Annotated in this window: 22 protein-coding genes; 10 read left to right on the forward strand and 12 right to left on the reverse strand. The window is 66.7% G+C overall.

The window, feature by feature from the left end; translation table 11 throughout:
• Positions 1-71: 71 nt before the first annotated feature.
• A complete protein-coding gene (locus BJF87_RS04175) occupies positions 72-755 on the forward strand; it encodes a GAF and ANTAR domain-containing protein (RefSeq protein ID WP_006358181.1) in 684 nt (227 codons plus the stop codon).
• A gap of 24 nt (positions 756-779) precedes the next feature.
• On the opposite strand, the gene BJF87_RS04180 is transcribed toward BJF87_RS04175, so the two are convergent.
• Positions 780-1,226, reverse strand: coding sequence for an STAS domain-containing protein (locus BJF87_RS04180; protein WP_075862689.1), 447 nt, complete (start codon positions 1,224-1,226; stop codon positions 780-782).
• Between the two features lie 420 nt (positions 1,227-1,646).
• Here BJF87_RS04180 and BJF87_RS04185 point away from each other — a divergent pair, with 420 nt between their 5' ends.
• A complete protein-coding gene (locus BJF87_RS04185) occupies positions 1,647-2,453 on the forward strand; it encodes a SigB/SigF/SigG family RNA polymerase sigma factor (RefSeq protein WP_035752836.1) in 807 nt (268 codons plus the stop codon).
• 73 nt (positions 2,454-2,526) lie between these two features.
• On the opposite strand, the gene BJF87_RS04190 is transcribed toward BJF87_RS04185, so the two are convergent.
• Both BJF87_RS04190 and BJF87_RS04195 read right to left on the reverse strand, forming a co-directional pair.
• Positions 2,527-3,705: a zinc-dependent alcohol dehydrogenase gene (locus tag BJF87_RS04190; RefSeq protein ID WP_006358178.1), complete on the reverse strand. Its 1,179-nt coding sequence runs from the start codon at positions 3,703-3,705 to the stop codon at positions 2,527-2,529.
• Position 3,706: 1 nt separating this feature from the next.
• Positions 3,707-4,141 (reverse strand): hypothetical protein, encoded by a 435-nt coding sequence (locus tag BJF87_RS04195; RefSeq protein ID WP_075862690.1) that lies wholly within the window; start codon positions 4,139-4,141, stop codon positions 3,707-3,709.
• Between the two features lie 300 nt (positions 4,142-4,441).
• Between BJF87_RS04195 and BJF87_RS04200 the strand changes: the two genes are divergently transcribed.
• Positions 4,442-4,867, forward strand: a complete 426-nt coding sequence (locus BJF87_RS04200; protein WP_075862691.1) for an anti-sigma factor — start codon at positions 4,442-4,444, stop codon at positions 4,865-4,867.
• A gap of 8 nt (positions 4,868-4,875) precedes the next feature.
• Here BJF87_RS04200 and BJF87_RS04205 read toward each other — a convergent pair whose 3' ends face one another.
• The 5 genes from BJF87_RS04205 to BJF87_RS04225 form a co-directional block, all read right to left on the reverse strand.
• Positions 4,876-5,790: a glycosyltransferase family 2 protein gene (locus tag BJF87_RS04205; RefSeq protein WP_075862708.1), complete on the reverse strand. Its 915-nt coding sequence runs from the start codon at positions 5,788-5,790 to the stop codon at positions 4,876-4,878.
• Positions 5,787-6,764 carry a hypothetical protein gene (locus tag BJF87_RS04210; RefSeq protein ID WP_075862692.1) on the reverse strand — a complete coding sequence of 326 codons (978 nt, stop codon included), beginning with the start codon at positions 6,762-6,764 and terminating at the stop codon, positions 5,787-5,789. The genes BJF87_RS04205 and BJF87_RS04210 overlap by 4 nt, the downstream gene beginning before the upstream one ends.
• On the reverse strand, positions 6,761-7,870 hold the full coding sequence (locus BJF87_RS04215; RefSeq protein WP_075862693.1) for a glycosyltransferase family 4 protein: 1,110 nt from the start codon (positions 7,868-7,870) through the stop codon (positions 6,761-6,763). Before BJF87_RS04215 ends, BJF87_RS04210 begins: the two co-directional genes overlap by 4 nt.
• Positions 7,863-8,978, reverse strand: a complete 1,116-nt coding sequence (locus BJF87_RS04220) for a glycosyltransferase (protein ID WP_075862709.1) — start codon at positions 8,976-8,978, stop codon at positions 7,863-7,865. Before BJF87_RS04220 ends, BJF87_RS04215 begins: the two co-directional genes overlap by 8 nt.
• A 209-nt stretch (positions 8,979-9,187) precedes the next feature.
• Positions 9,188-9,832: a PAS and ANTAR domain-containing protein gene (locus BJF87_RS04225; RefSeq protein ID WP_075862694.1), complete on the reverse strand. Its 645-nt coding sequence runs from the start codon at positions 9,830-9,832 to the stop codon at positions 9,188-9,190.
• A gap of 233 nt (positions 9,833-10,065) precedes the next feature.
• On the opposite strand from BJF87_RS04225, the gene BJF87_RS04230 reads away from it, so the two are divergent.
• Together BJF87_RS04230 and BJF87_RS04235 are read left to right on the forward strand one after the other, a co-directional pair.
• The gene (locus BJF87_RS04230) at positions 10,066-10,314 is read left to right on the forward strand and encodes a hypothetical protein (RefSeq protein ID WP_075862695.1); all 249 of its coding nucleotides are present in this window, start codon (positions 10,066-10,068) and stop codon (positions 10,312-10,314) included.
• Positions 10,315-10,459: 145 nt separating this feature from the next.
• On the forward strand, positions 10,460-11,323 hold the full coding sequence (locus tag BJF87_RS04235) for an SDR family oxidoreductase (RefSeq protein ID WP_075862696.1): 864 nt from the start codon (positions 10,460-10,462) through the stop codon (positions 11,321-11,323).
• 12 nt (positions 11,324-11,335) lie between these two features.
• Here BJF87_RS04235 and BJF87_RS04240 read toward each other — a convergent pair whose 3' ends face one another.
• Entirely contained in the window at positions 11,336-12,625 is a 1,290-nt protein-coding gene (locus BJF87_RS04240) for a lipase family protein (RefSeq protein WP_075862697.1), read from the reverse strand.
• Positions 12,626-12,838: 213 nt separating this feature from the next.
• Here BJF87_RS04240 and BJF87_RS04245 point away from each other — a divergent pair, with 213 nt between their 5' ends.
• The 4 genes from BJF87_RS04245 (at position 12,839) to BJF87_RS04260 (ending at position 17,358) form a co-directional block, all read left to right on the forward strand.
• Positions 12,839-13,960, forward strand: coding sequence for an MFS transporter (locus tag BJF87_RS04245; protein WP_262338853.1), 1,122 nt, complete (start codon positions 12,839-12,841; stop codon positions 13,958-13,960).
• A gap of 56 nt (positions 13,961-14,016) precedes the next feature.
• Positions 14,017-15,369, forward strand: coding sequence for an FAD-dependent oxidoreductase (locus tag BJF87_RS04250; protein WP_035752827.1), 1,353 nt, complete (start codon positions 14,017-14,019; stop codon positions 15,367-15,369).
• Positions 15,370-15,382: 13 nt separating this feature from the next.
• Positions 15,383-16,171 carry an acyl-CoA thioesterase domain-containing protein gene (locus BJF87_RS04255; RefSeq protein WP_035752825.1) on the forward strand — a complete coding sequence of 263 codons (789 nt, stop codon included), beginning with the start codon at positions 15,383-15,385 and terminating at the stop codon, positions 16,169-16,171.
• Between the two features lie 248 nt (positions 16,172-16,419).
• Positions 16,420-17,358 carry a phytanoyl-CoA dioxygenase family protein gene (locus BJF87_RS04260; RefSeq protein WP_035752823.1) on the forward strand — a complete coding sequence of 313 codons (939 nt, stop codon included), beginning with the start codon at positions 16,420-16,422 and terminating at the stop codon, positions 17,356-17,358.
• A gap of 66 nt (positions 17,359-17,424) precedes the next feature.
• On the opposite strand, the gene BJF87_RS04265 is transcribed toward BJF87_RS04260, so the two are convergent.
• From BJF87_RS04265 to BJF87_RS04275, 3 genes are read right to left on the reverse strand one after another with little or no spacing between them, the layout of a single operon-like run.
• The gene (locus BJF87_RS04265; RefSeq protein ID WP_075862699.1) at positions 17,425-18,564 is read right to left on the reverse strand and encodes a CoA transferase; all 1,140 of its coding nucleotides are present in this window, start codon (positions 18,562-18,564) and stop codon (positions 17,425-17,427) included.
• Between the two features lie 33 nt (positions 18,565-18,597).
• Positions 18,598-19,617 carry a MaoC family dehydratase gene (locus BJF87_RS04270; RefSeq protein ID WP_075862700.1) on the reverse strand — a complete coding sequence of 340 codons (1,020 nt, stop codon included), beginning with the start codon at positions 19,615-19,617 and terminating at the stop codon, positions 18,598-18,600.
• Positions 19,610-20,425, reverse strand: a complete 816-nt coding sequence (locus tag BJF87_RS04275; protein WP_081790077.1) for a CoA ester lyase — start codon at positions 20,423-20,425, stop codon at positions 19,610-19,612. The genes BJF87_RS04270 and BJF87_RS04275 overlap by 8 nt, the downstream gene beginning before the upstream one ends.
• A 202-nt stretch (positions 20,426-20,627) precedes the next feature.
• Between BJF87_RS04275 and BJF87_RS04280 the strand changes: the two genes are divergently transcribed.
• Complete coding sequence (locus tag BJF87_RS04280; RefSeq protein ID WP_042375229.1) at positions 20,628-21,779, forward strand: acyl-CoA dehydrogenase family protein; 1,152 nt, start codon at positions 20,628-20,630, stop codon at positions 21,777-21,779.
• Positions 21,780-21,823 lie beyond the last annotated feature (44 nt).

A 21,823-nucleotide genomic window follows, 5' to 3' on the forward strand; every position in this document is an offset into this window, starting at 1 on the left:
GGTCCGTAAGCAGTGCGGCGGTATCGACTCGGGCTCGCGACGTGGTCGGCCGCCTCGAGAGGAGTTCGATCGTGACCGAAGCGACCGACAATGTTCATCTCCGCATCGCGGAGCTGGCACGAGGGCTGCACGGCGACGAAGCCGACGACGAACAGGTGGCCAAGACGATCGTGGCCGGTGCGGTGGCCGAGATCCCCGGAGCCCAGTACGCCGGACTCACGGTCGCCACCGACCGGCGCTCCATCGAATCGTTCGGGGCAACCCACGAGATCGCGGAGATCCACGACCGGATCCAGGCCGATGTCGGAGAGGGGCCCTGCCTGTCGGCAGCCCTGCACGACCGGGTGGTCCGCGTCGACGATCTCCAGAACGACGAGCGGTGGCCGAAATACCGGAGCCGGGCGATGGGCGAGGTGCCGATCCGATCCGTGTTGTCGTTCCAGCTCTTCGCCAATCGCAACAAGATCGGGGCGCTCAACCTCTTCGCGGACGAACCGAATGTCTTCGACCTGCACGCCGAGGACATCGGCGTCGTGTACGCGACCCATGCCGCGCTGGCCTGGAACACCATCAAGAAGGACCAGCAGTTCAACAGCGCTCTGGCCAATCGTGACGTGATCGGGCAGGCGAAGGGCATCCTGATGGAGCGTTTCGACATCGATGCGCTGGCAGCGTTCGATCTCCTGAAGAAGCTGTCCCAGGAGTCGAACACCAAACTGGTGGAGATAGCACGGCAGATCACCCTCAAGAGGTGACCTGCCGGCGCGCTGCGTCGAGTTCTACTCGGAGACCGCGAACTCTGTTGTGCTGGGGCCGATCTCGCCTTCGGTGAGCGTGCGGCCGGCCTCGTCGACGGTCTCGAAGACGCGAACCCGGCCGGCCATCCCGCAGATTTCGAGGGGGCGGCTGACAGTTCGTTCGCCGACCAGGACGACTGGAGTAGAGCGCTTCGCGGCATCGTCGACGAAGGTCTGCAGCAGTACGAGTCCGACCGTGCCGAAGAAGTTGACCGCGGAGAAGTCCAGGACGACGCCGTGGATACGATCGCGCGCGACGCGATCGAGCGCAGCAGCGAAGTCCGCCGCCGTCTCGCGGTCGACGCTGCCGGAAAAGCGCTGTACACAATACGATTTCGCGCAATCGAAACGTCGCGGTGACGTGCGCTCAGGGGAGCCGGTGCCGACGTCGAACGCCGAACGGAAAACGGTGGATGTGGTGAGCGGCATGAGGTGGTCTCATCTCAGTGGAAGCGTTTGCAGGGGCGATCTGTTGTGGACCGAACCCGGCGAGTGCCCGCTGGTGTTCGAGCGGGACCCAAGTTCACGATCGTCCTGAACGGAGATAAGCCGTGATGTCGCGTGAGTCGAGGGACCTTGGGTGCCCACTCGCTCTTTAGTGCGCGGCTCCGACCTGAACCGCACCCCTACCCTACGGGTCCTTCGGATGCCGAACAAGACCGACTCGGGTCACGGTAGAAAGTCGTCAAGAAATCCCGCATTGTGAGACGCCGAAAGTGGACGTGTGGCGAAGAACATGATTGTCTAGTACCTGATGCGCGTCGAGTCGCGTGCGCGGCATCAATCCATGCTAGATGGGGCAGCAGTCAGCCCATCGGTCGCAAGATCTGAACGTCTGGGTGGTGACAAATGGCGACACAACGCGCCGAGCACGACGATTACAGCGACGTCCTCCCGATACTGCGAGAGATTCGCAGTGAACGCGACGACGACCTACGTGCCAAGAAACGCGACGAAGTGATCGAGCGGTGCCTACCGCTCGCGGATCACGTCGCACGCCGGTTCTCCGATCGTGGTGAACCGGTTGATGATCTGCGCCAGGTTGCGCGGATCGGTCTCATGCATGCGGTCGACAGATTCGATGTCGATCGTGGCAATAATTTCCTCGCTTTTGCCGTCCCGACGGTCATGGGCGAGGTCAAGAGGTATTTCCGTGACAGCACGTGGTCGATCAGAGTGCCACGTCGTGCGCAGGAGGCCTCGCTCAACATCGCGAAGGCCAGCGAGGAACTCCTGCAGTCCCTCGGACGGTCGCCGCGGCCGAGCGAGATCGCCGAGCACCTCGGACTACCGGTCGGCGAGGTCATCGAAGGGATGGTCGCGCGGTCCGCATACACCGCGAGTTCCATTGACGCCGAAGCTGGTTCGTCCACGGACGGCTGGACTCTCGCGGACACGCTGGGCGACGAAGACGAGCGCCTGGACATGGTCGAGGAGTTCGTCACGCTACAGCCGGCGCTTGCTCGACTCACCGAACGCGAACGAACGATCCTCACCCTGCGGTTCTTCCGTTCGATGTCCCAGAGTGAGATCGCTCGCCAGATCGGGATCTCCCAGATGCACGTGTCGCGGCTCCTCACCCGGATCCTCGAAACTCTGCGTGAAGAGGTCGCCGACGACGAGGAGTACGAGGAGCCGCTGCTCAAGCACGCGTGAGACGCTGCCGGGCCACGTAATCGGTTACCGAGGGCCCATGCCGGGAGCACCTGGCATGGGCCCTCGATCCCGCTCAGGGCTTCAGGATGACCTTCACCATGCCGTCGGCCTTGCGCTGGAACTTGTCGTACGCCTCCGGCGCCTGATCGAGCGGTAGTTCGTGAGTGGCAAAGGTGTCCACTCCGAGCGGGTCGGCGTCGGTGAGCAGCGGGAGGATGTCGTCGGCCCACCGCTTCACGTTGGCCTGTCCCATGTGCAGCCGGATCTGCTTGTCGAACATGGTCAGCAGCGGCAGCGGGTCGGCCATACCGCCGTACACGCCCGACAGTGAGATCGTCCCGCCGCGTTTGACGATGTCGATTGCGGAGTAGAGGGCGCCGAGCCGGTCGACTCCCGCCTCCGACATGGCCTTGCGGGCAATCGGATCGGGGAGCAGCCCGACGACGGTCTGCATCGCCTTGTTCAGGGGTGACCCGTGGGCCTCCATGCCGACGGCGTCGATGACGGAGTCGGTGCCGAGGCCGCCGGTGAGGTCGCGGATCGCCTCTCCGACGTCGTCGACCTCGTCGAAGTTCACCGTCTCGATGCCGCGACCCTGTGCGCGCCGGATGCGTTCTGGCACACGGTCGACGCCGATGACCCGAGCTCCCTTGTGGGAGGCGATGCGCGCGGCCATGTCGCCGATCGGGCCGAGTCCGAGAACGGTGACCGTTCCGCCGCTGGGGATCTCGGCGTACTCGACCGCCTGCCAGGCCGTCGGTAGGACGTCGGACAGATACACGTATCGTGAGTCCGGATTCTCGGGCGGGACCTTGATGTGGGTGAATTGTGCCTGCGGCACACGGAGATACTCTGCCTGGCCCCCCGGCACCGAACCGTAGAGCTGCGAGTAGCCGAAGAGCGCCGCGCCCATGCCCTGTTCTTTCACGCGGGTCGTCGAACACTGGGTCATGAGTCCGTCGTTGCAGAATTGACATGCGCCGCACGAGATCTGGAACGGGATGACGACGCGGTCCCCGACCCGGAGGTCGCCGGTGTCCGAACCGACCTCCTCGACGATACCCATCGGCTCATGGCCGAGGATGTCGCCGGCGTTCATGAACGGGCCGAGTACTTCGTAGAGGTGTAGGTCGGAACCACAGATGTTGGTCGAGGTGACCTTGATGATGGCGTCCGTGGGTTCGATGATCTTGGGGTCGGGCACGGTCTCCACCGAGACATTGCGTTTTCCCTGCCAGGTCACTGCGCGCATTTCAGGCCTTTCCGTCGTGGTGTCGGTCTGCGGAGCGTTCGTCACGCGCTCGTTCGTGCTTGCCGGTGTGGTCGACCGGGAAGCCGTGGTAGCGCTCCTCGTACCGCTCGGCTTCCTCTGCGGTCGTCTCCGGCTGGATCGGATCCTGATGCGCGCGTTCGCCGTCACGGCCAGCGCGCCGACGGAGGAGCACTCGGCTGCCGATGAGGAGCCCGACGGCGAGGATGCCCGATATGGCGGCGCCGGTGGCCAGCCACACGGTGGCGTCCCGGTCGCTCGCCCCGGCCGCTATCGCGGTCCCGCCGAGCACCAGCATCAATCCGAGACAAAAGAATCCGAGGAGACCGATCGCCTTCAGGCCACGCGATTTCCGCGCCGGTCGGCGGGCGATGGCTTCTCGGGAGGCGACCTCGCGGTCAGGTGTGAGATCTGGCATAGCTGTCCCTTCGCCAGGTGGTGGTGAACTCGCATCGAGATGACTGCCGGGTACCGCAGGGGGTCCCGACTGAAACGTCGGCGAAGCGCCTGTCCGCCGTTGTCGCAGCTGAGAGCGCTGTACGGATCTTCGCAGAGGTTACCGACAGAGCCTTGCTCTGCTAACGTTGCGAGACGTGTCAGGGGAAGCACCGTCAGTGTTGCGAATGAACAGACGCAGTTTGGACTACATCAACGTGGGGCATTCATGAGCGGTCCGGTGAAGATTCACTCAACTCGACGTGCGAAGAAGACTCAATTGATGACCGACTCTGACGCCACTTCCCAGCTATCGATCGACGGCAGTTTGCCAACGGTTCTGCGGGTTCCGGCGGCGACCGATCGTCTTGCGCTGGTGCGTGCCCTGGTCGAGACGGCTCTGTACATCGATGACTGGTCGCTCGACGATGTGATCGACGCCAAGGTCGCGGTGGACGAGATCTGCTCGCAGATCATCTCCGCGGCGGTCGAGGGATCGTCGATGGAGATAGTCCTGCATCTGGCCTCCAATGGTGTGGTCGGTGAGGTCCGAGGTGAACTCGTGGACGGCGTCGAACTGGACGAGTCCACGTTCGGATGGCGCATCGTCCATACCGTCACCGACACCCGCACGATCAGGTACTGCGACCCCATGCCCGGTGCAGGCACCCGACGGGTGACCATCGGCTTCTCGAAGTTCCGCGAATAAGGTTCTGATCAGCTGCGCGACAGCGCATCCACGGTGAGGCGCCAGTCGTCGGCCGCCTCGTCGTGGTAGACGAGTCCTCGCCGCGCGAATGCGTCCAGCCAACCCTCCATGGGCCATCGATCCCACCTCTGATGGAACACCCGCGCATTGCGAAGGATGTCCTCGAGGTGCTCGACCGGCGGGTCCGACACCGGGTGATGTTGGTGGTACGCGTGCGCACCGCCGACCCAGGCGATACGGAAGCCGTTGACCGCCGCGCACATCGCGAAGTCGGTGTCCTCGCCGCCGTAGCCGCGATAACCCGTGTGGAACCCGCCGATCTCCAACCAGTCGGTGCAGCGGATACCGAAGGACAGGGACCAGAACAGCATCATGTCCGAGGAGAGCTGTGTCTGGCAGGGCCCCGGTACGGGGCGAGCCGGATGCGGGTCGGTGAAGCGGTACAGCTCGCCCGACTCGAAGACCTTTTGGTCAGGTGGCAGGTAGGTCACCGGTCCGCAGTAGAGGAGATGGAGATCCGGTGTCGCGGCGCATGACCGGAGATAGCGCCGGATCATGTCCGGCCCGGGGATGCAGTCGACATCGAGGAACACCAGAAGTGTCGCGCCGGCCTCGATGGCAGTGCGAGCGCCCAGATTTCGCGCGTCGGCGAGCGGCAGTGTCCCGGACTCCGCGGCGTCGAGGTGGACGACCCGCACCAGATGTCCCGTGGGTGCCGAATCGGCGACAACGGCGTCGATGTCGGGATCGCACATGGCGACGACGACGTGGAGGTCGGGACGTACGGTCGAGTGCGCGAACGCCTCCAGTTGGCGGAGGAGATGTAGGTGACGACCCGATGCGATGGTGACGACCGCGACGATTTCGCTCTCGGCGCCTGATGCCGCCGGGGCGCCACCCGCGTAGGCCGGACCGGTCGTCATCGGGCCACCGCGGCGATGGCGCGGGCCGCACGTTCGGCGGCGCCGGAGGTCTGCCACCTGGACCACGCCGGTGCGGAGTCACCGACCGAGTCCACGATCGATCGCCAGCGGTCGACCTCGGGCCACGTCGAGGCGACGAGGGCGAGTTCGGAGCGCGCAAGCGTGTTCGCGGTGGCGCGTTGTTCGGCGAAGGGTCGGTCCTCCGGGATCACGACAGCCGGGCGCCCGGCGGCGGCGGCGTCCGCCACACTCCCTTGGCCCGCGCCGATGACGGCGACGCGAGCACTGCACAGGAACGGCCACGGGTCGTCGACCCAGGTTCCGAAAGCGGGACCGAGGCCGACCACCTTGAGGTCGGGGAGAGCGTCGGCCAGATCGGTCGCGGGATGCGGCGCCCGCGGATCGCCGCCTGCGCCGGTGAGTACGAGGACGTCGGCGGCGAAGGTCGGATGGCCGGCCTGCGGACGGCCGTCGAACCGAGAGACGCCGCCGGTGAAGACCGTCTTGTGCAGGTGCTCGGCGAGCCAATCCGGTTGATACAGGTCACCGGGCCAAGGAGCGATGATGGCGTCGGCGGCACGGTAGGCGAGCTGGTGGGTCAGATCGTCGCGCACACCGGGCATGGCCATGACGACGACCGGCACACCGAGGAGTCGCAGGAACAGCGTGACCTCGACCGACACGTCGACGACCATCGCCACCGGACGCCGGGTGGCGACGAAGTCCGCCAGCTGTGCCATCCGGCCGCGCAACCCTGCGTCGTGGCGGGGTGCCCAGTGCAGCAGGCCGCCGGCGTCGACGTCGACGGGGGCGGGATCGGTGTCGTCGCGATGGAGCGTCACCACCTCGCTGAACGCGGGATCGGTCAGTTCGGCGCTCGTGAGCGCTACGACCTCGGTCTGGACGTGCGCGGCGATCGCAGCGGCCCGGGAACAGTGCCCGCGCCCCTGGTGGTGGACGTAATAGCCGATCATGCCGAAAATGCCTTTGCAGGTGAGTGGGTCTCCCGGTACCTCCGGTCGGCCACCATGTCGGTGTAGATGGCGGTGTACCGCTCGATCATCGCGATGTCGGAGCAATGCTCCTGCGCACGTCGACGTACCTCGCATCGATCGAGAGTGAAGGCCTTCTCGGTGGCCTCGGCGAGTGCGTCGACATCGTCGCCCGGAACGAGCACACCGGCGTTGTCGCCGACGATCTCCGGGATGCCACCGCGAGCGAATCCGGCCACAGGTGTTCCGCAGGCGAGAGATTCGGCGACGACCAACCCGTACGGTTCGTTCCACACCGGCGTCACGAGGGCGGCGCCGCAGGACCCGACCAGTCGCGCCAGCTCGTGCTGATGGAGATGGCCCTCATAGCGGACGCGATCACCGAGGAACGGTGCGACGTGGTCGCGGAAGTACGTCTCGTCGCTGATCGGTCCGGCGAGCCGGAGCCGGCGGCCGGTGGTGCGGGCGGCCTCGATCGCGAGGTGGGCACCCTTCTCGGGCACGAACCGGCCGAACCAGACCAGGTCGTCCCCGCCGTGGCCGATCGGCCAGTGATCCAGTTGAACGCCGTTGTGTACCACCGGTATCGAACCGAGAACATGCGACCAGGCCTGCGCCGTGTGCCGGCTGACCGCGACACATCTGGTCTCCGGTGCCAGCGCCAGCGCCGATTCGAGCCACGGGGTGGGCGGGGTGTGCAGCGTGGTGACCATCGGCGTCTCCACGGACGGACCCATCGCGACCGGCAGGTAGTGCAGGCTGTGGTTGTGGATCACGTCGAAGTCGCCCGGGTTCCGGCTGAACGAGAGCATCAGCGAGAGGTAGGCGTGGTGATCCTGCAGCACCTCGATCGGCGGCATCGACACGTCCGACCGGGCGGCAGCCGACGGCTCGAACAGCTCACCGCGCAGGCGGTCTGACTCGACGGGCAGGTCGCTTCCGGCCCCCGCGAACAGCGTGACCTCGTGGCCGGCCAGCGTCAGCGCCCGCGTCAGGTGCCAGACATGGGCCTCGAGGCCGCCGGCGAACGGCTGCGCTATCGGGTACCGGCTGGACGCGACGACCGCGATCCGCAGCGGATCACGCATCCAGCACCCTCGTGTAGAGGCCGGCGTGCGCTTCGGCGAGCGTCGACCGCTGCGTACGGCGGTCCCGCCACATCGCCGGCGCCGGCCGAGCCGAATATGCCTGGGCCAGTGCGGCAACCAGCGACTCCGGATCGAAATGATCCTCGGTGAAGTCGTAGGTGAAGCACTCCTGCTGCTGGTGGTAGAAGCCGCAGCTCGGCGCGATGACGGAGGTGCCGAGGTCGTGGCAGGCCTCCAGCCAGCCGGAGTGGGTGCCGAACCGGTAGGGCAGGACCGAGACCGACAGCTTGCTCAGGTAGTCCCACAGCTGGTCGTCCGTGTAGTACTCGTGCACCAGCACGCGGGCGTACGGATGGCGCGACAGTGCGAGGGCGGTGGTGCCGAAGTCCGGGTTGTACCAGTGGTTTCCGGGAACGAAGACCTCGTCGTGGAGATTGATCTGGATGGTCATGTCCGGATAGTCGGACGCGGCTTCCAGCAGGGTCATGATCACGGGCAGCGGGTCCATGTTGGCGCGCACGCTCTTCGCGTGCACGCCGACGATGAACTCGTTGGTCGGTGCCTCGCGCGGCGTGAACCGGGCCGGCGGAATGACATGCGGGTGCGGGAGCACCGTCGCGGACCGGTCCCAGCGCTGCGAGATCTGCTCGGCCGCACCCGGGGTCAGGGTGATGACCTCGGCGGCGGCCGGGACGAGGAGATCGAGGACCTCCTCATGAGCGCCGGGCTCCGGGTGGTGGGGATTGCGGAGATCGTGCAGCGTGTAGACGAGCGGCTTGTTGTGGCGGTCGAGTTCGGTGAGGACGTCGGCCATCACCGACGGTTCGATGCCGTCGAAACCGAAGTGGATGTGGAAGACGTCGAACTCGTCGTGATGCTCGGCGATCCACCGCGGGTCGAGCATGAGGGGCGGCCACCAGCCGCCGGGCACCTTCGCGCCGTCCGCCGGCACCGGGTCGGGAAGTCGGGTGACCGAGACCGACCCGGTGTCCAGAACGCTGACCGATCCGTTCACCGGCGAGAGATGCCGAACGTAGACGTGCGACTGGGGGACGGACGCCACCCGGATATTCGCGGTGCTCGTCCGCGCCGTCCGTGAGCCCTCCACCTTCTCGAGGGTCGCCGCACCGCCGAGTTGCCCGTTGAATCGTCCGTCCACTGTTCCATCCGTTCACTTCGAGACATGAACGGCTGTTGGCTCAACCGGGTCCGCAGATCGCGGCGTCACCGCCGCCGAATTGCCGAGAGTCGGCGTTTCGCTTGCAGATACCCCGGTACGACGACCCTGAAACCCGACGATCCGCGTCGGTGAGGGGCTCAGTTCTCGTTGTGGTGAGCGTTCAGGAGCAGGTGGTCGAAGGACTGGCGGACCGGGTCGGGCAGCACGACGTACCGGTGGACACCCGTGACGATGTTCTTGGCCAGCTCGTTGACCTTGACGTTCGCAGTCTGCGACCGCCAGCGCATCACCTCGAAGGCACGCTCGGGACTGACCCCGTAGGCCATCGAGATCATGCCCTTGGCCTGCTCGATGACACCCTGGTTCTCCCGGAAACGCGCGACGTGCTCGTCGACCTGGAACTTGACGGTCTCCTCGTAACCGGTGAGGTCGAGGTAGAAGCCCTCGGCGCCGATCGGTTGGCCGTCTTCGTCGATGATCTGCTGCGAGACCACAGCGACATGATGGACCGTGCCGGAGGTGTCGATGATGCGGTGACGGCTGGAGAACGGCGTACGTCGACTCAGCATCGTCGCGACCATCTCGTCGAACGCGTGGCGGTCGTCGGGATGCTTGTGTCCGGCGAGCAGTTCGGTCGTCGGGTTGATCTCGCCCGGTTGGTAGCCGTGCATCTCGGCGACCTCGTCCGACCACCACCACTCCTCGGTGTCGAAGAGAAACCGGAAGCTACCGACGTGCCGAATGCGGGAATCGTCAGCAGGAATGTTGTCAATCTTTGGCACGGTTACCCCTAGAGCTGAAAAAGGCACGCAGAACTGCACGCCGGCGGTCTCGGGCGGAATTTGAGCTTACCTGGGATTCATTAGCCGCGAGAAGTGACCCGAGCTGTGTCGACCCTGGATGTAGTCCTTCGAGAATGCGCAGGTCACTGCCGTTGTTTCGACGGTCTGACCGCCGGGTAGGCCTGTCCCACGGTGGCCGGGAGTGGCCGCCGGTGAGATGCGAGGAGGTCTTGATGAGCACCAACAGCGACAGCGCCGACGCCGGTGCCGCGACGGAAGGCGTCAACCCCGACCTGACCATGACGGTCGGTGCCGAGGACCTCGACGAGGACCATCTGGCGCGCGACCCGCTCGAGGACGGGATGGACCCGCCGGAGGACTGGTCGGCCAGCGACCGCACCGGGACGACGGCCCGCGAGCAGCGCGAGGGGGAGTCGCTCGACGAGAAGCTCGACCAGGAGATCCCCGACGAGAATCCCTGACCCCGAGCCGCAGAACTATCGCCACCTTCCGAACAGTCGCGCTCCCTCTCGTAGCTCTTCTGGTCGAAAGGTGGCGATTTCTGCGAGTGCCGGTGATACGCGAAGTCAGGTTTTCGATCGCGCCGCTGCGGGCAACCGGACGACCATGACCGATCAGGAGAACTCACCGCACGAAGCGAAGACCATCCCGTACCCGGGCGAGACCGGGGACATGCCGGACCGTCCGCGCGACGAGATGCGCGAGTACCGCGGCCGCGATCTGCTCGCGGGCAAGAAGGCGTTGATCACCGGTGGCGACTCGGGCATCGGCCGTGCCACCGCGATCGCCTTCGCCAAGGAGGGCGCCGACGTCGCGATCGCCTACCTCGAGGAGGACGAGGACGCCCGCCACACCGTCGAGCTCATCGAGGCCGAAGGACGCACGGCCCGCGCGTACCGCGGCGATCTCGGAGACCCCGCCCATTGCGCCGACGTCGTCGAACGGACCGTCGCCGAACTCGGCGGGCTGAACATCCTTGTGAACAACGTCGCCTACCAAGAGGTCGTCGACGACTTTCTGGAAGTCGATCCTGCGCAGTGGTACCGGACGTTCGACGTGAACATCCACAGCTTCTTCCACACCACCCGCGCCGCCGTGCCGCACCTGACCGGTGGCGGGGCGATCATCAACACCTCGTCGATCAACGGGTTGCGCGGCAATGACAGTCTCATCGACTACTCGGCGACCAAGGGTGCGGTCCTCGCCCTGACGTACTCGCTCGCACAGTCGTTGATGGAGCGGAAAATCCGCGTCAACTGCGTCGCTCCCGGACCCGTGTGGACCCCGCTGATCCCGGCGACGATGCCGGCCGAAGCCGTGAAGGACTTCGGCACGCAGGCACCGATGGGCCGCGCCGCCCAGCCCGACGAGATCGCGCCGTCGTATGTGTTCTTCGCGGCCGACCAGCTGTCGTCCTACTACACCGGTGAGGTACTTGCCCCGATCGGTGGCGAAACGCTCCCCGGCTGAGGGGGAACGTCGTCAGGGAATCGGCAGCGGCGCCAGGCTGTTCCCGCGCGGCAGCGATGCGCAGTTGCTGCGAGTGGGGATGCCGGCGAAGCGTTCGGTCAGATACTCGGCGGCGAGCGGTTCGAACGGGAGGAAGGCCTCCTGGTGGGTCAGTCCGTTGAGCTGCTGGTAGGTGACATCGACTCCGCGGGAGCAGTATTCGTTCGCGAGGGCGATGACGTCTCCGGTGATCATCAGGGTGTCGCCGGTCGCGTTGTAGTGGCCGACCGCGAGGAACATCTTGGTCCGCGGCGTGCCCTGACTGCCCATGATGTTGTCGTTGATGGCACGCACCACCGCGGGGACGTCGAGCAGTCCCGTGTAGGGCGGGGTCACCATGGCCGCGCTCGTCAGCCCCGGGTACTTCGACGCGAACTGCGAGATGCACTCGGAGCTCACGGCTTTCGTGACCTGTTCGCCGCGCGCGGAGAGGAAGGCGGAGGTGTCGATCCGGTAGGCGCGCTGGTAGGCGACGATCAGGGCGGGGATCACCCCGGCCCATTTCGCACTGCCGTCGATGTAGGGCAGGTTGTGAGCCAGGTCGACCGGCAGTCCGCCGGCGGCAGCGCCGATGATGTTGAGTTCGGGCGCATAGCGCGGCGCGATCTCGGCTCCCCACTGGGTCGGGATGGAACCCCCGGAGTAACCCACCAGGCCCACCGGTGTGGTCCGCGGGAGTCTCAGGAACGCCTCGGCAGCTCGGATGCCGTCGAGCGCCGCATATCCCGACTGCCGGCCGACGGTCCACTGCAGGTCCTCGCCTTCGTAGTCGGGCACCACGACCGTGTAACCGGCCGCGAGATAGCCTGCGATGACGCCTTGTTCGGCGGTGGCGGTGCCGTTCGTGTAACCGCCCGCGAGCGTGTAGGACGGGTCGCATTGCGAGCCGAGAGCGTCGTAGGCCATGTGGTAGGAGACGAGCTTCGTCGGACCCGGGATCAGTGGGCGCAGCACGGTCGCGACCGTCGCGCGGCCGGCGCCGAACTGGTCGGTGGTGCGGTACAGCACCTGGGTTCCGGTGATGGGCGTGGACAGGCGCGGTGTCCGGAACGTCATCGGCCTGGTTCGGAGGACGGTTCCCGGCGGGGTGTGCCGCAGCGACCCGTCGTACCGATAGAACGGGTCGGCGGAGGGAAGCGGTGAACCCGGACCGGGAGCGGCATGCGCGGTCGGCGGAGCTCCGACGACACCCAGCACCACCCCGACGATCAAGCCGAAGAAACCCGCCACACGCAGGAAGTTCATGCGCACCCCGAACGACATGGCTCATTCAAACACCGATGGCCGCTCGCCGTCGGACTTCCGGATCCGTTGGATCGGGCGTCGAATGTTAGGTTGCGTAACGATGTCTCCACAGGCCCGCTTCCGCGTCGCCGCGATCGCGCGGCCCCGGTGAGTCCCTCGCGCACGGCGCGCCTCCGGAAGACGACGAACGAGCGGACCACCGCCGGTGTGATCATCACCGCGGTCGGCGTGATGCTGGTGGCGGCCAATCTCCGTCCCGCCGTGGTGTCGGTCGGTCCGCTGATCGGGACCATCTCGGCCGATGCCGGATTCAGCAGTGCGGTGGCCGGTCTGCTGACCGCGCTTCCGGTCCTGTTCTTCGGGATCTCGGCTCCCGTCGCGCCCCGGCTCGCGAACCGGTTCGGTATCGAGCGGGTCATCTTCGGCGCGATGCTCGTACTCATCGTCGGCATCGTCGTGCGACTCGTGCCGTCGTCGATCGCCCTGTTCGTCGGGTCGGCGGTCATCGGCGCCGCCATCGGCACCTGCAATGTGGTTCTGCCGGCGCTCATCAAACGGGACTTCGCGCATCGGTCGGGGCTGATGACCGGCTTCTACTCGATGACACTCTCCGGCGGTGCCGCGGTCGCCTCCGGTGTGAGCGTGCCGATCAACGATGCGCTGGGCGGCGACTGGCGTCTCGCGCTCGCCTCGTGGGGGCTTCTCGCGCTGGTCGCGGTGATCGTCTGGGTCCCGCAGCTGTCGCATGTGCACCGGGTGACGGCGGCGGCTCCGACGTCGTCGTTGCTGCGGAACCCCATCGCGTGGGCGGTCACCGTCTTCATGGGCACGCAGTCGCTGATCTTCTACACCTTCGTGGCGTGGTTGCCGCAGTATCTGGTCGACGAGAACGGGATGACGCCGGTGGGGGCGGGTGCCGTCGTCGCGTCCGCACAGGTGGTGGCCCTCATCATGTCCTTGGTCGCGCCGATCGTCGCCGGACGGTTCGACGACCAGCGTGTGGTGACCTTCGTGGTGCTCACCGTCTGCGCGATCGGCTTCGCCGGACTGATCGGCACCGACGTGTGGGCCGGGTTCTGGGCCGCATGCGTGATGGTCGGCCCCGGTGCGTCGATCAGCTTGTCCCTGCTCTTCATGGTTCTCCGCAGCTCAGGGTCGGAGCAGACCGGTCAGGTCTCCGGTATGGCGCAGTCGGTGGGCTACCTTGCAGCCGCGGTCGGGCCGATAGTGATCGGCCTGATCCATGATGTGACCGGCTCGTGGACGGTGGCGATGGCCGTGCTCTCACTTGCCGTGGTGCCGCAGGCCGTCGCAGCCCTCGGCGCGGCCAGGAACGTCAAGATGACGTCTTGAGACGAAAGGGGGGAATCATCTCACGCCGGTGAACGCCGGCGACTACGCTGTGGCGCATGCATTGCGTGGTCGTTGGTGGGGGACTCGCCGGTCTGGCGTCGGCGGTATGGCTCGCGGAGGCGGGGCAACGGGTGACGCTCCTCGAGCGGCGCGGTTCACTCGGTGGTCGGACCATCTCGATGCCGCTCGCCGCGGTGGACGACGTGCCCGACAACGGCCAGCACGTCTTCGCCAGCGGATACGAGCACCTCATGCGGTACCTCGAGAGTGTCGGTACACGCGAACATGTCGAATTCCCCGGCCACATGACCATGCGGATGCCGGGCGGCGCCACCCGGAGGTCGGCCTTCGGCGGACTGACCGGCCTGCGAGCGGCGATCGGCGACCTCCCCGGCGTCACCGGGCTCGACCGACTTCGTACCGCCCTCGCCCAGGCCCGGCTGATCCGGCACGCGTTCCGGCAACCCGAATGGCTCGACGAGGTGACCGCCGACGAGTGGTTCCGTCGCATCGGCATGCCGCAGTCGGCTCGCGACGCGCTCTGGGACGGCATCGTCATCGGCCTCACCGGCGACAAGACCGAGATCTCGTCGGCCAAGGTCCCGGCCGACCTGCTCGTCACGGGCACCCGGCGCGCCATCGCGACCCGGACCCCGGTCTCCATCGGCTTCCCCAACGTCGACCTCGACACCCTGTTCATCGCGGGCGCGGAGAAGCGGTTCGCCGACGCCGGCGTCGACGTCCGGCATCGGGCGGTGGTCTCCTCCATCGACGTCACCGACGGCACGGTCACCGGGGTGACGCTCGCAGACGGCGAGAAGGTCGCGGCCGACGCGGTCATCTGTGCGGTACCCGTGTGGAGTGTGAAGGGACTTCTCGACCAGGTCCCGGGCCATGAACGGATCTACGAGGCCGTCGACACCCTCACTCCGGTCCCGATCGTGAGCGTCAACCTCTACCTCGACCGGTCGATCGGCATGACCGACTGGGGCGAGATCCTCCACGGCGGTGAGGGAGTGCTGGAGCAGGTCTGGGACCGTCAGCGCATGCACGGACGGGAACCGAAGGACAACTGGTTCTACTCGACGACGGTGTCGGCGTCGTACGACCTGATCGGCAAGACCAACGCCGAGATCACCGACATCCAGATGGACATGCTGCGCAGGTACTACCCGCAGGCCGCGGATGCGCAGGTGATCCACAGTCACGTCGTACGAATGCCGAAGTCGACGTTCGCGCAGCGGCCCGGAACCGCGGGAATCCGCCCCGACCAGCGCACCGCCGTCGACGGCCTCGCCCTCGCCGGAGACTGGACCAGGACCGACTGGACCACCACGATGGAGGGCGCCTGCCAGAGTGCCGCGCGGGCCGTCGACGTGATCCTGGAGTACGCGAATTCCCGGCGCTGAGTAAATTCGTCCCATGCCGACGACATCCTCTGTCTTCTACATCGGTGGACCCGAGGTCATGCTGCGGATCAGCGGCCACTCCGTGTCCGCCGAACGCGGTGAGGCCCGCGTCGAGACCGGGCCGTGGCTCGCCGACCCCGCCGCCGGCGTCAACCGCGCATCGCTCGCCGTCGCCCTCGACGACGTGACCGGATACGTCGTCGACGCCGGCAGCCCCGACGGCCTCTGGCCGGTCTCCCTCGGCATCCGGATGGACTTCGTCGCGGACCCGCCGCTCGACGGGACACCGCTGAACGTCACCGGCGAACTCGTCGCCCGCGACGAGCGTGGCGCGATGACCACGGGCCGGGTGTCCGATCCGTCCGGCCGCCCGATCGCGACGATCATCCAGCGCTCCCATCTGGTGGACGCGCCGACCACTCCGGGTGCGCATGCGACCACCGAGGTTCTCGACGCGCCGGTGAGCCCGGTTCGCGATCAACTGGGACTCGTGCCCACGGCTCCCGGCGTGCTGACGATGGCCCCGACGATCCTCTCCGCCAACGGCATGGGCAGCGTGCACGGCGGAATCCTCATCTGCGCTTCCGAACTCGCTGCGATGTCGTCGGTCGAGGCGAACGGGCAGTTTCGTACCACCAGTATCGACATCACCTACGTACGTCCGTGCAACGCCGCCGATGTCACCACCTTCACCTCCGAGACGATGCACCGCGGACGAAGCCTGTCCGTGGTGCGGGTCGTGTCGGCCAACTCGTCGGGAAAACCCTCCTCGATCGCGACCGTGGTGCTTCAACACATCTGAGATCCACGCCACGTCCACGGCTTTCGCGACCGGCATACCAGCATGGTTGCGGGGGACCGCATTTCCCTGGCAAGGTGCACTCATACGGCCTGATCAGCGCGTGCAGCTGATCGCGCGCCCCGTGCAGCCGTACCGTCTCGCGGTCCGCCGTCCTGTGATGCGGACTCGCGCACAACACAATCACCTTGCCTGCTCCCGGATGTCTTTCCCGGGCGGCCTGCCGGATGAGGGAAAGGATCGACTCGATCGTGGCAACTCAAACAGCAAACCAGAACACTCAGATCACCAAGACCGGGATCCCGAGGAGTGACAACCCGGCCCGCGGTGTCGACGTGTACCGAACCCGTCTCGTCCACCGCAGCCAGATCGAACCCCGCCCCCACAACACCGTGTGGGGCAGCATGGGGAACCCGGGACCGTTGTCGGCGCCTGAACTGCGTCACTACGCCGACCGCGGGTACCACACCGAGAACAAGGTCCTGTCGGCCGCAGACATCGACGCGTGTCTCCGCGAGGTCTCCGACATCACCGATCGCCTCGGGGAGGATGACCGGGTGATCCGCGAATCCTCCAGCGGCGACGTACGTTCGCTGTTCGCGGTGCACAAGTTCAGCGACCTGATCGCCGAGATCTGTGACCGCGATGCGATCCGTGGTGTCGCAGAACAGATCCTGGACGACGAGGTGACGATCCACCAGAGCCGGATCAACCTGAAGCCGGGCTTCGCCGGCGGGCCCTTCTACTGGCACTCCGACTTCGAGACCTGGCACGCCGAGGACGGGATGCCTGCGCCACGAGCGCTCAGCGTCTCGCTGGCTCTCACCCCGAACCTTTCCACCAATGGTTCGCTGATGATCATCCCCGGATCGCATCGCCGATTCGTGAGCTGCGTAGGAGCGACACCCGATGGCTACCACCGGGAATCGCTGACCTCGTACCGCCCGCCGTTCGGCACACCCGAAGAGGAGGATGTCGCGGCGCTCGCCGACGAGCTCGGGATCGACACGATCACCGGACCGGCGGGTTCGGCGCTCTACTTCGACTCCAACTGCCTGCACGCCTCGGCCGGCAACATCACGCCGTACCCGCGGAGCAACCTCTTCGTCGTGTTCAACGCGAAGGCGAATGCCCTGCAGGAACCGTTCGGCGGCACCGCACCACGGCCGGACCACCTCGCGCACAGGTGACCTGAACACAGTGCGGGATCAGTGCCGGAAAACGGCACTGATCCCGCACTCTGTCTGTTGGGGGCGTCAGAATCCCGCCGACGATCCCAGCTCCGGGGCGGGTCCGGCGAAGTAGTGCTCACCGTCGAACCGGGCCGGGAGGCCGGCAGCGAGGTACGTGCCGATGCCCGGTTGGTACAGCTCGGTGAACAGCGGATTCTGCTGCAGCACACCTGATTCGACGACCTCGTCGAATGTTCGATAGCGCTCCGACAACACCGCGCTCTTCGACAGGGCCTCGTCGACCTCGGCGGCGGAGTGGCGTGCGAACCACGCGGCGAACAGTGGGGTGAGGACCCCACGATGGATGTACCGGTCGGCTTCGGTGGTGAAGTCGGCACCGAGGGCCTTCTCGATCGCCGCCACCGCGTCGCCGGTCTCGGTCATCGCGACCAGGTCCCGGAAGTGACGCGGGGTGAGGGCGACGAGCATGAAGCGACCGCCGTCGGCGGCGACGAAATCCGTTCCGTACGTGCCGTAGACGTCGTTCCCGGTCGCCGGCCGGCTGCCGACGCCGAGTTGCGGTTCGGTGAGGTAGCCGAGCGTTCCCGCGATCGCCAGGGCGGTGTCCTCCAGCGGCAGCGTGATCTGGGCGCCGACACCGGTCTGGTCGCGGCGTCGGACCGCGGCCGTGATCGCAAGTGCTGCATACAGGCCGCAGGCCACATCCCATGCGGGCAGCGCATGATTGACGACGCCCGCGTAGTCGGTGGGGCCGGTGATCGCCGGGAAGCCCAGTGCCGCATTGACGGTGTAGTCGACGCCGGGGGTGCCATCGGTGCGTCCGAGGAGTTCGAGGGAGATGACGTCGGATCGTTTGGCGGACAGGGTCTCGTGACTCATCCACGCACGGCCGCCGGCGTTCGTGACGAGGATTCCGCCACCGGGACCGCTCTCGGTGACGAGATCCTGGATCAGCTTCTGTCCCTCGGGCTCCCGGAAGTTCGCGGTCACCGACCTCTTGCCGCGGTTGAGGCCGGTCCAGTAGATGGAGTTGCCGTCGGCGGTGACCGGCCAGCGGTTGGTGTCGGCGGCGCCGCCGATGGGGTCGACGCGGATCACCTCGGCGCCGAGCTGGGACAGTGTCAGACCGCACAGAGGTGATGCGACAAAGCTCGACACCTCCACGATGCGGAGACCCTTGAGGGGGCGGGTGTTGGTGCTCATGGGCGAAAGATCCTCCGGAAAGTGTGTTTCGGGTCAGGCCATCAGGACGTGGTAGCGCCAGTCGAGGACGTCGCGGTCCTCGGCTGACTGGTCGTCACCGTCGCCATGGGCGACGACCTTCGACCGGAGCCGCAGGACTCCACCGCCTCCGGCCAGCGGCGTCGCTTCCTCGACGTGGATCTCCGAACTCAGGGTGTCGCCCTCCCGGACGGGTCCGGTGTGATCGCAGGAGTCCCACGCCACCACTGTGACCAGGTTCGGCAGCGCCCGATTGGCCTGTGACAGAGCGAGTCCGATGGTGTGGCCGCCGTAGACCAGGCGTCCGCCGGCCGCCTTGCCGGCCACTCGCTCGTCGTGGTGGGTGGCCGCGATGTTCAGCGACAGGCGAGCGAGTTCCGGTGCGCTGGAGACGACGTCGGAGCTCGAACGGTAGACGCGTCCGGCCAGGTCGGGGGAGAAGTGCTGGCCGCCGACCGATGACCGGAAGGTGGCCAGATCCCAGCCGGGCAACGCCGGTTCGGCGTCGTCGCCGGGCCCGACGGTGCTCAGATCGTCGGCGTGCACGGTGCGGCCGGGGTCGGCATCCGGGGACAGCGGCAGCATCGCGCAGCGGTAGAAGTCGAGGACCGTCGCGCCGTTCTGGTCGGTGGTGATCATGTGCAGCGCGGCCAGACCGGTCGGGGCACGGCCGGGCTTGGATTTGTTCTCCCGCAGCCCGACGACCTCGGTGACGGTGGTGAGCGTGTCGCCGATCTTCGGGTAACTGAGAAAACGCAGCCCGCGGTAGAACAGGTTGGCCTTGACATGGTGGGTGGCCAGCGTCGACTGCCCGATCGCGACGTCGGTGACGAGTCCGGGATGTGCGAGTGTGCCCTCGCCCAGGACGCGGCCCGCCAGGTGTGCGTCCAGCGAGAGCCTCAGTCGGTCACCGAGAATCGCCTGATGGGAGGCGGCGAGACCGGAGGTGAGCGTCAGCGACGGTGCGTCATCGAAGACCTGTCCGGGGGTCAGTTCGTCGAAGTAGGGTCCGCCGACCGCGATCGGCTCATTCATCGACCGCTCCCTTCGCGAGGACGCGACGAGCGGAGACCGCGAGGGCCTCGTCGAGCATCCGGCCGTCGAGTTCGGCGGCGCCGGCACCCGCGGCCGCAGCCTTCTCCAGCGCCTCGAGCACGCGTCGCGCATCCTCGATGGCGTCCGCGTCCGGGGTGAAGATCTCGATGGCGCTTGCCAACTGGGCCGGGTGGATCACCCAGGTGCCGTCGAAGCCGAGGTCGCGGACCCAACGCTTCGCGTCGCGGAAGGTGTCGTCGTCGGCGATGGTCAGGTGCGGGCCGTCGATCACGTCGACGCCGGCGGCGCGGGCGGCCAGCAGCACCGAGTCCTGAACCACGTGCCAGGTCTGCATCGGCAGGCCCGACGACCGGCCGAGTGACGCGCCGAGATCGGCGTAACCGATGAGGACGGCGTCGAGGCGGTCGGTTGCCCCGCAGATCGCTCCGGCATCGCGAATCCCGCGCGGGGTCTCGAGCAGGGCCTGGAGGCGGACAGCCGAATCGCCGAGCTGCTTGTCGGCCTCCTTCAGATCGTTCGGGGTGTCGGCCTTGGGGAGCACCACCGAGGTCAGGTTCGGCATCTGCGCGCACGCGGACAGGTCCTCCGCGGCCCACGGGGTGTCGATGGCGTTGATGCGCAGCGAGACCGCCCGATCGCCACCGAACTCGGCGACGAGTTCAGCAGCGGCCGCACGGGCCGAGTCCTTGTTGGCCGGGGTGACCGCGTCCTCGAGGTCGAGGACCACCTCGTCGGCGATGGAGGCCAGCGCCTTGCGTGCCTTGCGGTCGTCGGAGGCCGGAGCCACCAGAACGCCTCGTCTTCTCTGCACCATTGCTCCCAAATGATCGTGACAACCCGGCTGTCGGGTATCAAATGTGCGGCCAAAGTGTGCCGTCACGGTTGTATCAGACCTGGATGTCTGTTGGAAAGGTTGACATAGGTACGGCGGATAGACAAAATGGCCGTACAAATCAACCGGACCACGATGATCACAGGTGAGCCCCTCCATGAGCACGCTGTCAGCCGAAGAATCCTTCCTCGTCGAGACCGTTCGGTCCTTCGTCGACCGCGAGGTCAAGCCGACCGTGCAGGACGTCGAGCACGCCAATGAGTACCCCGAGAAGTGGATCGAGCAGATGAAGCAGATCGGGATCTACGGCCTGGCCGTGCCCGAGGAGTACGGCGGCTCGCCGGTGTCGATGCCCTGCTATGCGCGGGTGACCCAGGAACTCGCCCGGGGCTGGATGAGCCTCGCGGGAGCGATGGGCGGTCACACCGTTGTCGCCAAGCTGCTGACGCTGTTCGGCACCGAGGAGCAGAAGCAGAACTACCTGCCGCGGATGGCCACGGGCGAGATGCGGGCGACGATGGCGCTGACCGAGCCCGGCGGTGGTTCCGACCTGCAGGCGATGTCGACCGTGGCCAAGGAGGACGGCGACGAGCTGGTCATCAGTGGCGCGAAGACCTGGATCAGCAACGCGCGACGCTCCGGGCTCATCGCCCTGCTGTGCAAGACCGATCCGGCGGCACAGCCGCGGCATAAGGGCATCTCGATCGTCCTCGTCGAACACGGTCCCGGACTGACGGTCTCACGCGACCTGCCCAAGCTGGGCTACAAGGGCGTGGAGAGTTGTGAACTCTCCTTCGACGGGTACCGCGCACCCAAGTCGGCGATCCTCGGCACCGTGCCCGGCAAGGGTTTCGGACAGATGATGAAGGGGTTGGAGACCGGCCGCATCCAGGTCGCCTGTCGCGCACTGGGTGTGGCGACGGCCGCTCTCGAGGACTCGCTGGCCTACGCACAGCAGCGCGAATCCTTCGGCCAGCCGATCTGGAAACACCAGTCGATCGGCAACTACCTCGCCGACATGGCGACCAAGCTGACCGCGGCCCGCCAGCTCACCTGGCACGCGGCCGACCAGTACGACAAGGGCGAACGCTGCGACATGGAGGCCGGTATGGCCAAGCTGTACGCCTCCGAGGTCGCGATGGAGATCGCCCTCAACGCCGTTCGCATCCACGGCGGCTACGGTTACTCCACCGAGTTCGACGTCGAACGGTACTTCCGCGACGCACCGCTGATGATCGTCGGCGAGGGCACCAACGAGATCCAGCGCAACGTGATCGCCGCGCAGCTCGTGGCACGGGGCGGTATCTGACGGCGTCGTCTCGTCAGCGGAAGCGGTACTCGAACAGGGGAGTG

Source organism: Gordonia sp. CNJ-863, from assembly GCF_001942325.1.
In the GTDB taxonomy this organism is placed as follows: domain Bacteria; phylum Actinomycetota; class Actinomycetes; order Mycobacteriales; family Mycobacteriaceae; genus Gordonia; species Gordonia alkanivorans.

Bases quoted from the DNA above. Each gene is read 5' to 3' on its own strand.
- BJF87_RS04190 (WP_006358178.1), bottom strand. From the start codon at position 3,705: ATGCGCGCAGTGACCTGGCAGGGAAAACGCAATGTCTCGGTGGAGACC.
- BJF87_RS04210 (WP_075862692.1), bottom strand. From the start codon at position 6,764: ATGATCGGCTATTACGTCCACCACCAGGGGCGCGGGCACTGTTCCCGG.
- BJF87_RS04195 (WP_075862690.1), bottom strand. From the start codon at position 4,141: ATGCCAGATCTCACACCTGACCGCGAGGTCGCCTCCCGAGAAGCCATC.
- BJF87_RS04270 (WP_075862700.1), bottom strand. From the start codon at position 19,617: ATGAATGAGCCGATCGCGGTCGGCGGACCCTACTTCGACGAACTGACC.
- BJF87_RS04185 (WP_035752836.1), top strand. From the start codon at position 1,647: ATGGCGACACAACGCGCCGAGCACGACGATTACAGCGACGTCCTCCCG.
- BJF87_RS04255 (WP_035752825.1), top strand. From the start codon at position 15,383: ATGCCGACGACATCCTCTGTCTTCTACATCGGTGGACCCGAGGTCATG.
- BJF87_RS04235 (WP_075862696.1), top strand. From the start codon at position 10,460: ATGACCGATCAGGAGAACTCACCGCACGAAGCGAAGACCATCCCGTAC.
- BJF87_RS04205 (WP_075862708.1), bottom strand. From the start codon at position 5,790: ATGACGACCGGTCCGGCCTACGCGGGTGGCGCCCCGGCGGCATCAGGC.
- BJF87_RS04215 (WP_075862693.1), bottom strand. From the start codon at position 7,870: ATGCGTGATCCGCTGCGGATCGCGGTCGTCGCGTCCAGCCGGTACCCG.
- BJF87_RS04230 (WP_075862695.1), top strand. From the start codon at position 10,066: ATGAGCACCAACAGCGACAGCGCCGACGCCGGTGCCGCGACGGAAGGC.
- BJF87_RS04250 (WP_035752827.1), top strand. From the start codon at position 14,017: ATGCATTGCGTGGTCGTTGGTGGGGGACTCGCCGGTCTGGCGTCGGCG.
- BJF87_RS04245 (WP_262338853.1), top strand. From the start codon at position 12,839: ATGCTGGTGGCGGCCAATCTCCGTCCCGCCGTGGTGTCGGTCGGTCCG.
- BJF87_RS04280 (WP_042375229.1), top strand. From the start codon at position 20,628: ATGAGCACGCTGTCAGCCGAAGAATCCTTCCTCGTCGAGACCGTTCGG.
- BJF87_RS04240 (WP_075862697.1), bottom strand. From the start codon at position 12,625: ATGTCGTTCGGGGTGCGCATGAACTTCCTGCGTGTGGCGGGTTTCTTC.
- BJF87_RS04265 (WP_075862699.1), bottom strand. From the start codon at position 18,564: ATGAGCACCAACACCCGCCCCCTCAAGGGTCTCCGCATCGTGGAGGTG.
- BJF87_RS04180 (WP_075862689.1), bottom strand. From the start codon at position 1,226: ATGCCGCTCACCACATCCACCGTTTTCCGTTCGGCGTTCGACGTCGGC.
- BJF87_RS04200 (WP_075862691.1), top strand. From the start codon at position 4,442: ATGACCGACTCTGACGCCACTTCCCAGCTATCGATCGACGGCAGTTTG.